Genomic DNA, 15894 nt, shown 5'->3' with positions numbered 1-15894 from the left:
TCAAAATTTGTTTGATGGCGCTTTCAATTATTCCTTGTTCTATTAGTATAGTCTTTTTTCTTGACTTTATCTTTGTTAGGAAAAGAGAAATTAAAAAAGAGCATTTGTGAATTTTCACAAATGCTCTTTAAAAAAAAGACGCTGGATTTTTAAGTCGATAAACAGCATAATTTTTTGATTCGGGTCTTTTAAGTCAATCGCCCCGATTTCAGAAATCCGTTTTAAGCGGTACGTCAACGTATTTAAGTGAACATGGAGCGCTTTCGCCGCTTCGTGAGCATTCATATCATGATTTAAAAAGGTTTCCAAGGTTTCATATAAATTTGTTTTATGCAGGCGGTCATAGTCGTAAAGCTTTTTCAAGGAATGATTGAAATAGCCGCTTGCCTGCTGTTTTTTATAGATGGAATCAAGAAATTGGTAAATACCGAGTTCATTGTAGCCAAAAATGGCGGATGTCTCATTGGCGAACTTGCTTTTTATCGAAAGAACGGTTAAGGCTTCCTTATAGCTTTTTTCTGTTTGCATGTATGAAGAATAAATACTTCCGTAGCCCGCTGTAATGCCAGTTGCCTGAAAACGCTCTTTCATTTGCGAGATAAATGATTCGATAAACGATTGGATGTAGGCCGCGGGTTTGGCATCTTCTTTCGGACTTGTAAGCAGAATGACTTGATTCCCATCAACAGCTGATAACTGTGCTTTTACACTTTGATTGACGGTTGTAATGTAAGAAATCTTTTTTTCGAATTCCGAATTAATTTCTTCGGGAAATTGAAAAATTAAAACCGTTAATGGAGTTGATGGAAGAATAGATAAACGATGGAGTTTATCAATGATCCATTCTTCTGATTCAACATGGCCAGTTAAAAGCTTCCAGAAAAATTCCTGGCTTCCCTCTTGCTTCCTCTTAGTGCCAGTTTGTAACTGCAGCAAGTGGCTTTTGGCGGCCTTTGCCGCCTTCTTCAGCAACTCAAAGTCGCTTTCGGTTAAATGTTTGTTCATTTCAAGTACCCAGATGTAACCGAGTACTTCCGAGTCCTTTCGAATGGAAACTGCGACCCGGTTTCCGAGTCCGACCTTTTCAATCGATGAGGCACGAACGGGTTCATCACTTTCCTGCAATTTAGGGATAACGCCATCTTTCCACAAGCTGTTGATCACCTTTTCGGGCACGCGTCTTCCAATAATGGTGGCAATTCGGGCTGGATCGGTATCTCCTTCATGCGTACTATAGGAAAGAAGGCGGTGATTGCTGTCTTCAATCGTGACAGGGCAATTTAAGACATCGCTGATTTTATCCGCAAGTGTCTCCAGATTTTCAAATGTTCCACGAAAGGGATCATAGCCTTGAGGCGCATCATTCATTTATGACTCTCCTGTTCTTTTATCTTTAATACTATGATAACGCGAATCGAAGGATTTATATAGTCACTCACACAGTAATTTTTAAGAAAGATCATGTGAACACTTTATTATCTTTCAATTCTGAATTCATTAAGTAGTCTAGATTTATATGAGAAAACCTGTTAAAATGCGAATATTATTTTTGAATTTTCCTATTGTCATGACAGCGAAGAGAAATATCATCTAAGGAGAATAGATATGAGCACCTTTTCAAAAAAAGACTTGATTTTTGTCAGTTTAATGCTTTTTTCCATGTTTTTTGGAGCCGGGAACCTTATTTTTCCCGCCTTTTTAGGGCAATCGGCTGGAGAACATCTCTTTCTATCGATAACCGGCTTTATCATATCCGCGGTCGGCCTTCCGATCCTCGGCGTTATCGCGATAGCGAAAGCCGGCAGTTTTCAAACGCTCTGTGCCCGGGTTCATCCGCTTTTTGCTTTTATTTTTCCACTCATTATTTATATTTCTATTGGACCGGCTTTAGCGATCCCCCGCGCGGGAAGTCTTGCTTTTGAAATGGGCATGAGCCCGTTTTTGCCCGAAAAATGGGCACACCATCCATTGCTATTGTTTGTCTATTCCGTTCTGTTTTTCGGAATTGTGTTTTGGTTAAGTTTATCGCCGTCGAAACTTGTCGACCGCTTTGGCAAATTATTGACACCCATTGTTCTGCTCTTAATTCTTACGATTTTCGTTAAAAGCCTCGTTTCTCCAATGGGCACATTTGGAGCGCCGAAAGGAAATTATGCAACAAACCCGGCTTTTCAAGGATTTTTAGACGGGTATTTGACGATGGACGCACTTGCAGCACTGGCTTTCGGGATCATTGTCGCTAACACATTGCGGGCAAAAGGCGTTCAACATAGCCAGAAATTATCGGGTTATATGATGGTTTCCGGATTAGGGGCAGGTCTGTTGCTTACGATTATTTATGTCATTTTAGGTTTTTTAGGTGCATCCAGCGCTTCTTTAGGAAAAGCAGAAAACGGTGCGCAAATTTTAACGAACGTTGCCCATTATTTATTTGGCGGGTTCGGAACGCTTCTCTTAGGCATCGTATTTACTCTTGCTTGCCTCTGCGTGTCGATCGGGCTGGTCACTTCCTGTAGTCAATATTTCGAAAAAATACTGCCGCGGGTTTCGTATAAATGGTGGGTCACGATGATTTGTATGATCAGCTTATTCCTTACGAATTTAGGTTTGACGGAAATTTTGAAAGTATCGGTACCCGTTCTTGGAGCGATTTATCCGGTGGCGATTGTGCTCATTATCCTTGCTCTTATTCATCCATATATAAAAAGAAGCCACGCGGTTTATGGGACGACCGTTATCTTCGTTGCCGCGTTTAGTGTGATCGACACGGTCAACAAAACGTTTTTTGGAAATGCGTTGGGAAAGGTTTTCGAAAAACTGCCGCTCTATTCAGAAGGTGTCGGTTGGATCATTCCGGGAGCAGTTGGGTTCATTATAGGATTTGTTATGTTTATATTGAAAAAAGAGAATGGTGAATCTGAAAAAGTGAATGTAGCTTAAAGGTTTAGGGGCTGTCTAGAAAGTGAGTTGGAAAACGACTTTCTAAAGGCAGCACCTTTTTTTATATTACTCCACCCGTGCGGAAGTAACTCCGGGAAGCGCCCGGACGACCTCAAGGATATCCATTGATTTTTTTGAAGAAGCGGGAACTTTTAGGATGAGTTCTAAAACAATGTCCGACCTCTCTGAATCGCCGTGTGGCAATTCAATTTGATAGGAGGCTATTTTGATTTTCTCGTCTGCTAAATGGTTAAGGACATTCCGTATCGTTTTTGGCCGATCTTCTAGAAAAAGGCGCAATCTTAGCGGCTCTGGCAAAAAGAACGTTAAGCCTTTGTCAAGAAGTTCAAGCCCGAAAAATACTAAAATCGTAGCACTAATCCCGACCCAATACATGCCAGCCCCGATCGTCAACCCGATTCCTGACGTAGCCCACAATCCTGCCGCCGTTGTCAGTCCCCTTACATTTTGCCGCTGAACAATGATCGTCCCCGCGCCTAAAAAACCGATCCCGCTCACAACTTGTGCAGCAACCCGGCTCGGGTCGAGAGAAATATGGTCATTGATTAAATCGAAAAAGCCATATTTAGATACAACCATGATTAAGGCGCTTCCGACCGCAACGAGAAAATGGGTTCGAAGCCCGGCTTCTTTCAAGCGGCTTTTGCGCTCAAATCCGATAATCGCTCCTAATACTCCTGCAATAACGAGACGAAGAATCAATTCATAAGCCAATGGAGATCACCCCTTTTTTATGTATGTATGAAGATTTTTCAGACTTATGTTTTAAAAGTGATTGTAACATAAACAACGATTCCGGGTTTAAATATTTTATATATATTTAGTTTTGCACATTCAACGTTTATTCAGCCAACTTGTTTCATCGTTTCGTCACTTTTGATTTCATTGCTTGAATGTTACAATGGGAGAAGAAATGAATGTAAGGGAGAGTAGTTATGAGTGACAACCGTTCGGTAAATGGAAAAAATTACACGGCTCTCGTCATTGGGCTATCCATTGTAATAAATGTTTTTATTCTTATTTTGTTTTTCTCGCCGTTAGGGTACAAAGGAAAAGTCGATTTTGATTTGACTTTGCTTCCAAGGTTAAATGCCATTTTTAATAGTTTTACATTTGTGTTTTTACTTGCCGCTTTATATTCGATCAAGAAAAAAAATATTAAAGTGCACCGAAACTTTATTTTTGCGGCATTTATAACAACTGCGCTGTTTTTTATTTCGTACGTCACTTACCACTTCTTATCCGCGGAAACAACGCATTACGGCGGCGAAGGGTTTTTGAAGTACCTTTACTTTTTTATACTGACGACGCACAGTGTTTTAGCTGCACTTATTGTTCCGCTGGCGCTTTTTTCCCTCATCTGGGGATTAACGATGCAAGTAGAAAAACACCGGAAAATCGTGCGCTGGACGATGCCAATCTGGTTATATGTTGCCTTAACAGGTCCCATTGTTTATTTGATGATTTCGCCTTATTACAAATAATAGGTTAGAGGATATTCATATCGATTGAATATCCTTTTTTTGAAGCTGAATATCGTTTGGAACTTTTGGGAAAGTTGAATATCAATGAATGGATTAGGGGGCAAATCATGAAGGATACAAATGAAAATGGAGTGGTAGCCTATATTCAAAGCCACACATCCTACGATGAAGCGACGATCCGAAACGTGCTTAAGGAAGAGAGCAAGTATCTTGAAAATCAACATACAGATGTTGATATGGATGTATTAATCGATCACTTGATGCGGAAAACGAATCAGACGGAGCTTGCGGTAGATGACATTCTCGAGTGGGAGCTGCGATATTATGAACAACAAAAGAGCCAGTGATCTGCTAAGTTGCAGGTCATTGGCTCTTTTCGGTCTGCAAGAACTCATCCATCGATAATTGGACGTCGACTTCGGAGAGAACGATATGGGAAACCGTCGTCGCATAAGCGGAAATGGAATTGATAAAATCTTCTAGTTCGGCCAATGAAGGGACCGATATTTTGACAATATAACAAAGGCTTCCCGTCACCCGGTAGCAAAAGCAACTTCTGGGGTAGCGCCGGATAAAGTCTTGAAATCGTTGATATTCCCCGTTTTTCATCGTCACTTCCAAAATGCAATCCAACGCCAAACCAGCTTTTTGATTGTTGATTTTTATCGTATAACCTTCAATAATCCCTTCGCTTTCCAGTTTGCGCACGCGTTCGGCGACAGAAGGAGGAGAAAGGTTGACCCGTTTAGCAAGCTCCCTGATCGACAATCTGCCGTCCATATAGAGTTCGCCCAGAATATTTCGGTCAATATCATCTATTTTCATATGGAAATAACCGTCCTTAAATTAAGTTTCATTTATAAAGGATAAATGGAAAACACATTTCATATGGAATTCAATTTTTGTATTTACTATTTTATAATTAAAGCTGTCAATAATCAATACCTTTAAAAGGAGGCTAACATGCCAAGAGTTTCTTTTTCTTTAAACGGCGGGAGCCCATTTCAAAAATTAATGGGCCATGTCCCGCCGATACTTCAAAAGTGGAATGATTTAAGCGACCATTTAAGCGGGAACGGGCAATTAAGTGCTGAACTAAAAGAACAAGTCCGGCGAACGCTCGCCTTTGGCAATGGGTGCGAATATTGCATGGCCAAAGGAAAGCCAGCCCGTGTACAGGAAGATGAGAGAACCAGTTTGGCGGTCGCATTTGCGAATATTTTTCTCGACCATCGCGATTCTATCGATGACAAGATATTTGCAACATTAAGGCAATCGTTTTCCGAAAGCGAAATTGTGGAGCTTTGTGCTTTTATTTGTTTCACCACTGCATCGCAGCAATTTGGCGCCATGATGAATTTACAGCCTTGACTGAATACAATCCGTTTTTTAAAAAAAAGTGAGGTTAAGTAATGTATAGTATTACCCGATAACACTGCTTTTTTTGACCGACCGAAAAGGATTTCATCAAGAGGTATACAAGGATGAAGCGGTGTACACCATTTCCATTGTCAGCCTGCAGGAGTTTGCAAAAGTAACAAAGACGGAATGGATTCTAAAAGCAAGTATAGCCTAACACGAAGAAAGCTCTGGCAATTGGATAAGCCAGAGCTTTTTAATAAGCAATGCCCACGCGGGATTTGTTGTATGCCGTGTCCATTAATTGAGCATATGCAAAATTGGCGACATCATCGACATTGATTTTTTTTGCCGCCTTCCGGAAGAAAGTCTTTTTCTACACGGTAGTGCCCCATCGCTTCCCCATCAGGCAAATAGGTGGGGCATACAATCGTCCAGTCAAGGCCGGATGATTGGAGCGCCTCATAAACGTTAAAATGTTCTTTAGCGGCACGAGTTAAAGAGCGTCTTGATTCACTTGTTTCATAGCGCAGTTTATCAGGTTCGCCGCGGCTTTGCAGGATCCTTGCAGTCCCGATAGCCACGATTCGTTTTATTCCTTTTTCTTTCATGGTAGTAATGATATGGTGTATACTGTCAGAAAGAGCCGTGCCGCCGTCCGTACTTAATGCACTGATCACCATGTCACACCCGTCGATGGCGCGGCGAATGTCTTTTTCATTTACAACATTGCCTTGAAAAATGCTCAGGTGTTCGTTTTTGATCTCCAATTGAGCAGGAGAGCGGACCAGGGCATGAACTTGGTGTCCATCGCTCAACGCGTTTTCTACGATTTTTTGGCCAACCCGGCCAGTTGCACCAAGTATAAGAATATTCAAGTAGCTTACCTCCGAATCAATGATTTATGATTTTACTATACGTTTTGTTCAATATCATTTCCAGTAAGGAGGAACTGCAATGGATGTACGTTACCCGATTGGACGGGAAGCAGCAGCCATCAAATTACGTCGCTTCGCAAGCGGATGGGGTGGTAACAGGTGATACAGCCAATTGACATTAAAGACCCAGCCATTGCGCAACAGGTGCTTGAGGTACAAATCCCGTCTTATCAAGTGGAGGCGGAATTAATCGGCTTTTTCGGCATTCCTCAGCTGCGTGACACAACCCGGTCCCTTATGAATTGCCCGGAAGATTTCTACGGGTATTTTATTGAAGGAAACTTAGCCGGGGCTATTTCATTTGTGAAAAAAGATGGTGTAGTAGATATTCACCGCCTGATTGTCCATCCTGATTATTTCCGCAGGGGCATCGGGAGAAGTTTAGTCCAATATGTCCTGGATTTCGATAAGGACATCAAAAAGTATATTGTAAGCACAGGGGCAAAGAATATTCCAGCGAAAAATTTATACAAGAAGCTCGGATTTGTGGAAATAGGAGAACAAGAAGTGGCTCCCGGGGTGTTGATTACGCAGTTTGAGAAAATGGCAGTATAAGCCGGAACCGGCCGTTCGCCGGTTCTGGCTGCTCCCGCTTTGAAACAAAATGGCTTTAGCCATTTTGTTAGGGGCTACATGCTTTCTTCTTTAAACACTCCCATATCCCTTAACTTTTTAGCGGCATTTTTGCTGCTTTTTTCCCCTAATTTCTTTAATGCATTTCCGACGTGAACTTTAATGGTCCGGAGGGAAACGACCATCTGTTTGGCAATGGATCTCTGGGTCACTCCTTCGCTGATCATCTCCATTATCTTTAATTCAGTCGAAGTTAGCATATCCCGGATTTCTTTTACTTGATTTTGTTGTTCCAGTTGTTTTAAGCGCCTGAACTCCTCCCGTATTTGTTCGGCAACAGAAGCGCTGATCGGGGATTCCTTTTTAAAGGCCGAACGAATGGTATCGGGTATTTTCTCGAAGTCCGATTTGGCCAGGTAGTCTGTTGCTCCTGCCCGAAATGCGTCAAATATTATGTCTTTCTCCTTATGGGAAGTGAGCATAATGACTCTGGCTGAACACATTTTGCACACTTCGGACGTAAGCCAGATCCCTTCCGTCTCACCGGCAAGGGAGATGTCCATTAAAATGACGTCAAATTCCTCATTTTTAAGAAGCTCGAGCGCTTCATCACATGTTTGAGCCTGGGAAATGACTTTGATGTCAGGCTCCCTTGATAAAAAGTCAACCAGCCCTCTTAACCAATCTTTATCATCTTCAACAATTAACAATTTGATTTGACTCATACCCTTTCAACCTGCCTACTATAAGGGAAACTGCAAACTAATCGTTGTGCCCTTCCCTTGTTCACTTTGAATATTGATTGATCCTTTATGTTTTTTCATCACTTGATAAGCGTACGCAAGCCCTAAGCCAAAATTGCTCTCGCTCTTCGTCTTCGTCGTGAAAAACGGCTTCATGACCTGCTTCATATATTTTTTTTCGATCCCGACACCCGAATCCTTTATTTCCGCTACAGCGTGCTTATTCGTTTTGTATAAGCTGACGGTTAACTCTCCGCCGTCTGGCATCGCTTCAATCGCGTTTAATAATAGATTGTTAAATACTTCTGTTACCTGGGTGCGGTCACAATAAAGATCGAAGTTGCCGTCATATAATGTATGTACTTTAATTCGATCCAGACTGGGGCGAAATTGGGCGAGTAAATTTTCCAGTATGACAGCCAGATCATGCCTCTCTTTTTTTAATGCGAGGTCCCGCGTTTGATTTCGTACGTGCTGGATCACGTCCTGGACGTGTTCGGATGTGGATAAAATTACCCGAATGTCCTCTAGCAGCTCTTCTTGCCCCGTTTCCATTGCAAATCTTTCAATTTTTTTTCCGAATAACCGCATTTTACCGACATCATTTTTAATCGCGTGATTTAAGATGGCCGTTCCTGATGTAATGGCATGAATGGAGTAATCGAGCTCTCTTTTTTCAATGAAAAACTGAATGCCTAGAAACCCGTATTTAAACATGCCGATTAAACATATTAAAACAGCAAATGACACAAACCACGTATTGTGCCGCCACATGCCTTCTAACCCGAAATTAGGCAGTACGTAATTCATGATTGAGCAAAGTATAACCGCCGGGACAACTGCTAAACTTGTAATCTGATGATTGCGGCGCAGAAAAAAGTTGTCTTCCTTTTTGCTCAAAATAAGGTAAGATCCGAAAGCAATGTAGGGGGCAACCCAGAATAGTGCGAGTTTAAAGTTAATTGGATAAAACGGCCGCTCGAAAAGTAAGGTTGCAAGTATTGGACAAAGAAGCACAAATGGAAGGACATTCCTTATTTTCCTCGTGATAAACGCCGGGTTATAAAAAATGGCAAATAAAATGAATGTATATGGAAGGCCGTAATATTGCATTAAAGAAGCGGCGGTTCCTATATTATCAACGACGGTTAGAGTGCCGGGAGCAATCCCCTTTTTTGCCGCTAATGGAAGTATATATTTGGTAATGACGACGGATAAGGCACCGGACCCACCGCAGAAAGCGACAAAGGCGAGGAAAACCCTTGTAGGGCTCCGATTTGCTGTTAAAAGCAAAATCCCTCCAATTGTCCAGAGCATAATTAGCACAAATAACATAAATTAACTTTCACTCCAAGCAAATAAAATACTTCTAAGCAATTACTAGTATGTAAAAAACGTCATGATTTTCCTTATGATAGATTTTACCACATAATTTGAAACACAAATCTCCATTACGGGCAAAACATAAATTTTTTATCAACAAAATTCGACAAAATCGGGAAAAACCGCCAATATTAAGGCATTTCGGCAGGGGGTACTAGAAAAAGATAGTACTTTTTTTTTTCGCTCATTTCCTTACAATCATAGGTAAGATACGAAATACCAGATGAGCGGCGGAGGTGCCCGAACTTGAAACGGATGTTTGCTTGCATCATTCTGTTCCCTTTATTCGTATACAGCGCGATCACACTTTCATGGATGGACAGCTATTTGATGTACGTCGGGAATTGGAAAGACCAACTTATCTTTACTCCCAAGACCATTACAGATACGAATCAAATTTATGAAATTGATAAATTGCTTTACGCCTTTAGAGTTGAACCGTTACCCACGGCCATTTGTATTTTATCATTTCTTGCCCTTCTCGTGATGGGAATTAGCGAAATCGTTCGCTTGAGTAAAAAACACCGAAAAAAGGGCTATGACAAACATTATTTTAAAGTCTATTAAACGTGGGAGGAGTGGTGCATTGAAGAAAAAATTCATTTTTCCGCTATTGATGTTATGTATTGTTTTAGCCGGAGGATTAGCCGTTTTAGGCTGCACAATTAATTATAAAAATTATTGGGTAATACAGAAAGAAAAGTACGATGAGGCAGCTGATATGATCGATCGATTTCCGGAAAAAGCCGCGCAACAGCCGAATGTCAAAGGGTATTCTGTTTATACCATTTCAGAAGGCAGGAAGATGCTAGCGATAGCAGTAGGGGGTGAGTACAAAGGTCATAAAGTTGAATTGGAAAGGTTTTCCGCAAGAGGGGATACCACTCATATTACGATCAAAATAAAAAAAGGGAAGACGACAGAAGCAAACCCCGTCATTTTAATTGGTGTCAATAAATTGCACAAAAAGATTGTTGTAGAAGACACTAGCGGAACAAGATATAAAAAGATCTACTGGTAATCCAACAAAAAATAGAGCTATTTTGATAAGGAGTTGTGTGCAGGTGACAAAGAATAGAAGAAGAAATACTGCCGCATTTACAATGTTGGCCTGGTCAGGATTAATTGCTTTTACATCGCTCATGCTTATTGGGCTTTATACGTTAGATGAACCATTAATGGTGAAAGGATACTACTTAATGGGACTAGTCGGTGTGATCGTTTCTTCATTTACTGTGGCAAAAGTAGTTCGTGACAATCAAGAAGACGACGAGGGGCTTCAAAAGTTTTATAAAGAAGTTGAGTAAGCCATGGGGGCAGATGGATGCTCCCTTCAATTCTTTTCAGCCTGTTGAATTAGCACTATAGGAGGGAAGAGGTTATTAATAACAAGCATTTTATTTTCATCAGTATGATAAGTTTTACAGTATCCTTCACCTATTCTATACTCGGTTTAGATTTTGGACTGGCTTTCAACCATTTCAACACCTATCGGGATAGTTTAATAGGGCTAACCATTATAACGCTAGCCATATTAACGATATGCTCTTTTAAAACAAAGGGCAATTTGAAGTGGGTACCGATTTCGATACTTTCATTTTCTTCCCTGCTTACAGCAACAGTAGCCGCATCTTCGGTCGTCAAAAAGTACGTTCTATTGGCTTTCTTAAGCTATTATATTTTATTTGCATTCTCTATTGTCATATTTGTTGCCAGCTTTAAGCGGATCGAAGGCCGCTTGAAATTAGTCCCTATTCTGTTTTCTTTATTATCGATCATGTTGACGCTTTATGTCGTCTTTATGAACGCATTATGGAGCTATTCTAAGACGTTCATTTAAAATAAGAGAACAGCCCGCTCGATGATGGTCATCCTGCGGGTTGAAATTTTTTCTATCCTTTTTCAGAAATGTAGATTAAATAGGAAGACGGCCCTATTTTTCTAGAGTAAAGGATATGCAATAATGAAAAAAACAGTATGGTATCTCTTAATGCAAACGATTTCATAAAGATTTTTTGAAAGGGGAGTAACGAGTGAAAAGAAGGGCGATACGGCAAGTCTCTATTATTCTATTTTTAACACTTATTTTGCAAACGTTTGCACAAACGATCGATCAAAAAAATGCAAAGGCAGCGGATCGGAAAGTGACACTGGTTGGGGACTTGCAAAATGAACTTGGAGGATCCGGGGAGTGGAATCCATCCGACCCGAAAACCACCATGGCACTTTCCGAAGATGGATTATATAAATTATCCGGAACATTGCCAGCAGGGACGTATGAATATAAAATTGTAATAAACGGTTCATGGGATGAAAACTATGGAGAGAGAGGAGAACGAAATGGGGCCAACTATAAATTGACATTAAAAAAGAAAACATCCGTCACCTTTGTTTATAATGATTCCACTCATATTGCCACGGTTTCTATACCTCTGTCTGATCATGAGCTGCCGCGCATCGCCGGTGATATTCAGCCTGCGATTGGAGCCGGAAGCAACTGGTCACCGGCCGAATCAACCGCCATTTTAAAGGACGATGATAAAGACAATCTGTACACGTATACGACAGAGGTGCCAAAAGGATCGTACGAATTTAAAATTGTCCTTGGTTCAAGCTGGGACAACCCTTCTTACCCTTCAAACAACATGAAGCTCAATGTCCTCGAAAAGAAGAAGATCACTTTTTTTTACAACCACGATACTCACGACGTATATACCGATTATGATGCCGGGAAGCCGGATGGCGTTATCCAAAAAAACAAACTTTATCACAATACATGGGATAACTTGTATCGTTCGCCATTTGGCGCAGTAAAAGCCGGGGGTTCTGTAAAACTTCGGCTTCAGGCACAAAAGGGGGACCTAACCGGGGTAAGTGTTGTTTTAAAAAATTATACGACCGGAAACACAACAACTTCATCAATGAAAAATATCGGTTGGACGGAGCTGAAAGGGGAAAAGGCGGAATTTTGGGAAGCGACGGTTAAACTGAAAGAAAAAGGCGTTTACGGCTACAAGTTCATTGCCCGTGACGGTACCCAATTGGAAGAGTACGGCGAGGATGCGAAAGAAGGAAAATCCGGGCTTCCTGCTGACAGCAATGCGCCCTTTTTTCAGCTGACCGTATATGATCCTTCTTATCAAACACCAGACTGGATGAAGAGTGCGGTCGTTTATCAAATCTTCCCGGATCGTTTTTTTAATGGTGATAAAAAGAATGATACAGCCAAGCAGACGGCCAGGGGCAATGATCCGGTTGAACATCGGAAATGGGGTTCCCTTCCCGATAATCCGCGTTTAAAAGATGCTGAAGGCTATGACGGTGACGGCATCTGGAGCAATGACTTTTTCGGCGGCGATATCGAAGGAATACGGGAGAAGCTCGATTACATTCAATCGCTCGGCGTCAATACGCTCTATCTAAACCCAATCGCTGAAGCGTCATCCAATCATAAATATGACGCAACAGATTACAAAACGATTGACCCGATGTTCGCTTCACCGAAGGAATTTCAGGCGTTTGTCAACGAACTGAAAAAGCGGAAGATGCAACTTATTTTAGATGGAGTATTTAACCATGTCGGAGACGATTCGATTTATTTTGACCGCTATGGTAAATACAAAACAGTCGGGGCGTATGAATATTGGTCCCGTATTTACGACCTTGTTAATAAAGGAGTCAGTGAAAAAGAGGCGAAACAACGGGTTGAACAGCAGCTGAAAAAAGAAGGGCAGGTATTTAGCCCTTATGGATTCCAAAATTGGTTCAATATTGAAAATAAAAAGGAAAACGGTATCTATAAATATCAAGGCTGGTGGGGTTATGACTCATTGCCGGAAATCAAGTCAATTCCGGGCAAAAAAGTCGATCATGATTCGGAACTGAACAATGAAGCATTTGCCAACTATATCATGTACGACAAAAATTCCGTTGCGAAAAGCTGGCTCAAACGGGGAGCGTCTGGATGGCGCCTTGATGTCGCGAATGAAGTCGACCCTGATTTCTGGCGCGAGTTCCGTAAAGAGCTGAAGAAAGACAAGAAAAAGGATCCGCTCATCCTGGGGGAAATATGGGATGATGCGTCCCAATATTTCCTGGGAGATCTCTATGATTCTGTCATGAATTACCGTTTCCGCGGAGCTGTTATCGACTACTTGAAAAATGGGAATGCCGAAGGGGCGGTGGAGCAACTCAACGCCATTTATGAAGATTACCCGCCAGAAGCTTTCCATGCATTGATGAATTTGGTCGGATCACATGACACACCGAGGGCTTCCTTTGTTTTAGGGAATGGAACAGACTCTGTTGAGCGGGCAGAGCAGGACAAAAACTTTGACTATGAGCTCGGGATTAAACGCCTGAAGCTTGCGGCGATCATCCAAATGGGCTACCCCGGTGCGCCGGCCATTTATTATGGCGATGAAGCGGGGGTAACGGGGTCCAAAGACCCGGATAACCGCAGGACGTACCCGTGGGGGAAAGAAAATAAAGAGCTGATCCGGCATTATCAAACGATCGGAAGTGTGAGAAACGAGTACAGGGGACTTTTTTCCTCTGGCGAACTTCATCACCTTTATGCGGACGGGGATGTTTTTGCCTATGCCCGGAGAGATCAAAAGAATGTCGCGATCATCGTCACGAATCGGGGGGCGGAAGCGAAAACGATTGAACTGGATGTGAAGGATCTTTTAGTGAATCAAGTGCAGCTTATCGATCAGCTTGATCAAAAATATAACGTTACCGTAAAAGAAGGAAAGCTAAATATCACGATCCCGGCTATGGAAGGACGCATGCTCGTCACGGCTCCGGGGCAATCGCTTGAGCGGCCGAAAGCCGTCTCCCGCATCATGGTAAAAGAAGGAAGCCATTCCATTACGCTCGCATGGGATCAAAAAAACAGAGTCCGCTATAACATTTACGAAACGACGATCAGCGGCGGTTTATATAAAAAGATCGCAACGACGAAACGGCCTTATATTAAGATTGACAGCCTTGATAATGGACGGAGATATTATTTTGCCGTTACTGCCGTTGATCATTACGGCAACGAATCCGCAAAAACGGAGTCAAAAGAGGCGATACCGCATAGTAAGCTTATGAAAGGAAGCTATGCGATTAAAAACGTGACAAAATTGGCGGATGGCACGATTGATTTATCAAAAAGCCAGACGGTAGACGGGGAAATTTTTATTGAAAATGTAACGAATGAAGGCAAAGCCCAGGGATTACTAACAAAGCTTGAAGTAAAAGAACCGGGTAAGAGCGGGTGGTCGATATACGATGCGGAGTATGTGGGGCAAAAGCAAAACGCAAACGTGTTTCAAAGCGAGTTTTTGCCAGTTCAATCAGGGAAATATGAATACCGCTATGCCATTTCGACGGATCTCGGACGAAGCTGGGCAAGAAGCCCTTCCCAATACGTGGCTTATACGAAAGGAATAGATCGGGAACCTCCAGCAAAAAGCATGACATTAAAACAGCCGCAAGTAGAATCCGGTCAGGTGAATCTATCATGGACGGTTGAAGAAGCTAACCACCCGTATATGGCAGAGATTATCCGGAACGGCCATGTCGTTGAACGGCTGTTTGACCGGGCAAAAACGACATATAAGGATGATACGGTCACAAATGGCATCACGTACAGCTATGAAATCCGCTTGTATGAGCAATACGGCAATTTCGTTACATCGAACAAAGTGAGCATAACACCGGACTTACGGTTGGTCAAAGTGACGTTTCAAGTAAACGCGCCTGATTATACGCCGCAAAGCGCCAAACTGACGATACCAGGCAGCAAAAACGGCTGGAATACCGGTGCATGGGAAATGACGCGAAACGGCGCGGTAACGAATGATTTTGAATATACGGTCGAAGCACAGGAAGGAGAAGTGCTCACTTACAAATATGTAAAAGACGGATCGTGGGATCATGAAGGACTTGCGGATCATACGCCATCCAACCCGGCTGATGATGATGTAAGCTATTACGGCTATGGCGCCCCGGGAACGGATTTGCAAATCGTGGTTAAAAATGAAGGAAATCATCAAATGGCCATACACGATAAAATTCTTCACTGGATTGACGAGCCGGCTGTCATTACATCTCATTCGGATGGGCAAACCGTCTCTTCTGACTCAATAACGTTAAAAGGTACTGCCATTAAAGGCGGTGTCCTGACGATAAATGGCGAACGGGTCGCCATCAATAATGACATGACATTCTCCCACACCCTTTCCTTAAAAGATGGGGAAAACAACATTCAAATTCATATTGAACCGTCAGAAGAAAGCAAAACAGCCATTTTTAAAAATGACGCTGGCGCGATCGCGAAAAGCACCAAAACATTGAACTGGACGATTATAAAAAAATAGAAATCCTCCCCCGGAGCGGGGAGGATTTTCTCAGAGTGTGGAGAACCTACATTAATTCAACCAATTGTAAAGATAATTCAAC

At 42.1% G+C, this 15894-nt stretch carries 15 protein-coding genes and 1 pseudogene; 10 read left to right on the top strand and 6 right to left on the bottom strand.

The window, feature by feature from the left end:
* Positions 1-114: 114 nt before the first annotated feature.
* Positions 115-1368 carry a PucR family transcriptional regulator gene (locus H538_RS0118610; protein WP_026678850.1) on the bottom strand — a complete coding sequence of 418 codons (1254 nt, stop codon included), beginning with the start codon at positions 1366-1368 and terminating at the stop codon, positions 115-117.
* 237 nt (positions 1369-1605) lie between these two features.
* On the opposite strand from H538_RS0118610, the gene brnQ reads away from it, so the two are divergent.
* A complete protein-coding gene (gene brnQ / locus H538_RS0118605; protein ID WP_026678849.1) occupies positions 1606-2940 on the top strand; it encodes a branched-chain amino acid transport system II carrier protein in 1335 nt (444 codons plus the stop codon).
* 66 nt (positions 2941-3006) lie between these two features.
* Here brnQ and H538_RS0118600 read toward each other — a convergent pair whose 3' ends face one another.
* On the bottom strand, positions 3007-3675 hold the full coding sequence (locus H538_RS0118600; RefSeq protein ID WP_026678848.1) for an MgtC/SapB family protein: 669 nt from the start codon (positions 3673-3675) through the stop codon (positions 3007-3009).
* A gap of 221 nt (positions 3676-3896) precedes the next feature.
* Between H538_RS0118600 and H538_RS0118595 the strand changes: the two genes are divergently transcribed.
* Both H538_RS0118595 and H538_RS0118590 read left to right on the top strand, forming a co-directional pair.
* Positions 3897-4445, top strand: a complete 549-nt coding sequence (locus H538_RS0118595; RefSeq protein ID WP_026678847.1) for a DUF420 domain-containing protein — start codon at positions 3897-3899, stop codon at positions 4443-4445.
* Between the two features lie 107 nt (positions 4446-4552).
* Entirely contained in the window at positions 4553-4792 is a 240-nt protein-coding gene (locus H538_RS0118590; protein ID WP_026678846.1) for a hypothetical protein, read from the top strand.
* A 16-nt stretch (positions 4793-4808) separates the two neighbouring features.
* Here H538_RS0118590 and H538_RS0118585 read toward each other — a convergent pair whose 3' ends face one another.
* Positions 4809-5270: an Lrp/AsnC family transcriptional regulator gene (locus tag H538_RS0118585; protein WP_026678845.1), complete on the bottom strand. Its 462-nt coding sequence runs from the start codon at positions 5268-5270 to the stop codon at positions 4809-4811.
* Positions 5271-5408: 138 nt separating this feature from the next.
* Between H538_RS0118585 and H538_RS0118580 the strand changes: the two genes are divergently transcribed.
* Complete coding sequence (locus H538_RS0118580; RefSeq protein ID WP_026678844.1) at positions 5409-5816, top strand: carboxymuconolactone decarboxylase family protein; 408 nt, start codon at positions 5409-5411, stop codon at positions 5814-5816.
* Positions 5817-6060: 244 nt separating this feature from the next.
* On the opposite strand, the pseudogene H538_RS24440 reads toward H538_RS0118580, so the two are convergent.
* Positions 6061-6682 (bottom strand): annotated as a pseudogene (locus H538_RS24440) (NAD(P)-dependent oxidoreductase).
* A 159-nt stretch (positions 6683-6841) separates the two neighbouring features.
* Between H538_RS24440 and H538_RS0118565 the strand changes: the two are divergent.
* The gene (locus H538_RS0118565) at positions 6842-7297 is read left to right on the top strand and encodes a GNAT family N-acetyltransferase (RefSeq protein WP_026678843.1); all 456 of its coding nucleotides are present in this window, start codon (positions 6842-6844) and stop codon (positions 7295-7297) included.
* A 74-nt stretch (positions 7298-7371) separates the two neighbouring features.
* Here the strand turns inward: H538_RS0118565 and H538_RS0118560 are convergent, their stop codons facing one another.
* Both H538_RS0118560 and H538_RS0118555 read right to left on the bottom strand, forming a co-directional pair.
* Positions 7372-8040, bottom strand: a complete 669-nt coding sequence (locus H538_RS0118560; RefSeq protein ID WP_026678842.1) for a response regulator transcription factor — start codon at positions 8038-8040, stop codon at positions 7372-7374.
* Positions 8041-8058: 18 nt separating this feature from the next.
* Positions 8059-9393 carry a sensor histidine kinase gene (locus H538_RS0118555; protein WP_026678841.1) on the bottom strand — a complete coding sequence of 445 codons (1335 nt, stop codon included), beginning with the start codon at positions 9391-9393 and terminating at the stop codon, positions 8059-8061.
* Positions 9394-9696: 303 nt separating this feature from the next.
* Between H538_RS0118555 and H538_RS24435 the strand changes: the two genes are divergently transcribed.
* The 5 genes from H538_RS24435 (at position 9697) to H538_RS24430 (ending at position 15812) form a co-directional block, all read left to right on the top strand.
* On the top strand, positions 9697-10008 hold the full coding sequence (locus H538_RS24435; protein ID WP_245595272.1) for a DUF4306 domain-containing protein: 312 nt from the start codon (positions 9697-9699) through the stop codon (positions 10006-10008).
* 19 nt (positions 10009-10027) lie between these two features.
* Entirely contained in the window at positions 10028-10462 is a 435-nt protein-coding gene (locus H538_RS0118545) for a hypothetical protein (RefSeq protein ID WP_026678840.1), read from the top strand.
* 82 nt (positions 10463-10544) lie between these two features.
* Complete coding sequence (locus H538_RS0118540; protein WP_051291572.1) at positions 10545-10748, top strand: YiaA/YiaB family inner membrane protein; 204 nt, start codon at positions 10545-10547, stop codon at positions 10746-10748.
* Positions 10749-11008: 260 nt separating this feature from the next.
* Complete coding sequence (locus tag H538_RS0118535) at positions 11009-11281, top strand: hypothetical protein (RefSeq protein ID WP_026678838.1); 273 nt, start codon at positions 11009-11011, stop codon at positions 11279-11281.
* Between the two features lie 193 nt (positions 11282-11474).
* Complete coding sequence (locus H538_RS24430; RefSeq protein ID WP_051291564.1) at positions 11475-15812, top strand: pullulanase X25 domain-containing protein; 4338 nt, start codon at positions 11475-11477, stop codon at positions 15810-15812.
* Positions 15813-15894 lie beyond the last annotated feature (82 nt).

The organism is Fictibacillus gelatini DSM 15865 (assembly GCF_000430745.1).
GTDB lineage: Bacteria > Bacillota > Bacilli > Bacillales > Fictibacillaceae > Fictibacillus_A > Fictibacillus_A gelatini.
This window is presented reverse-complemented; position numbering and strand designations above follow the sequence as displayed.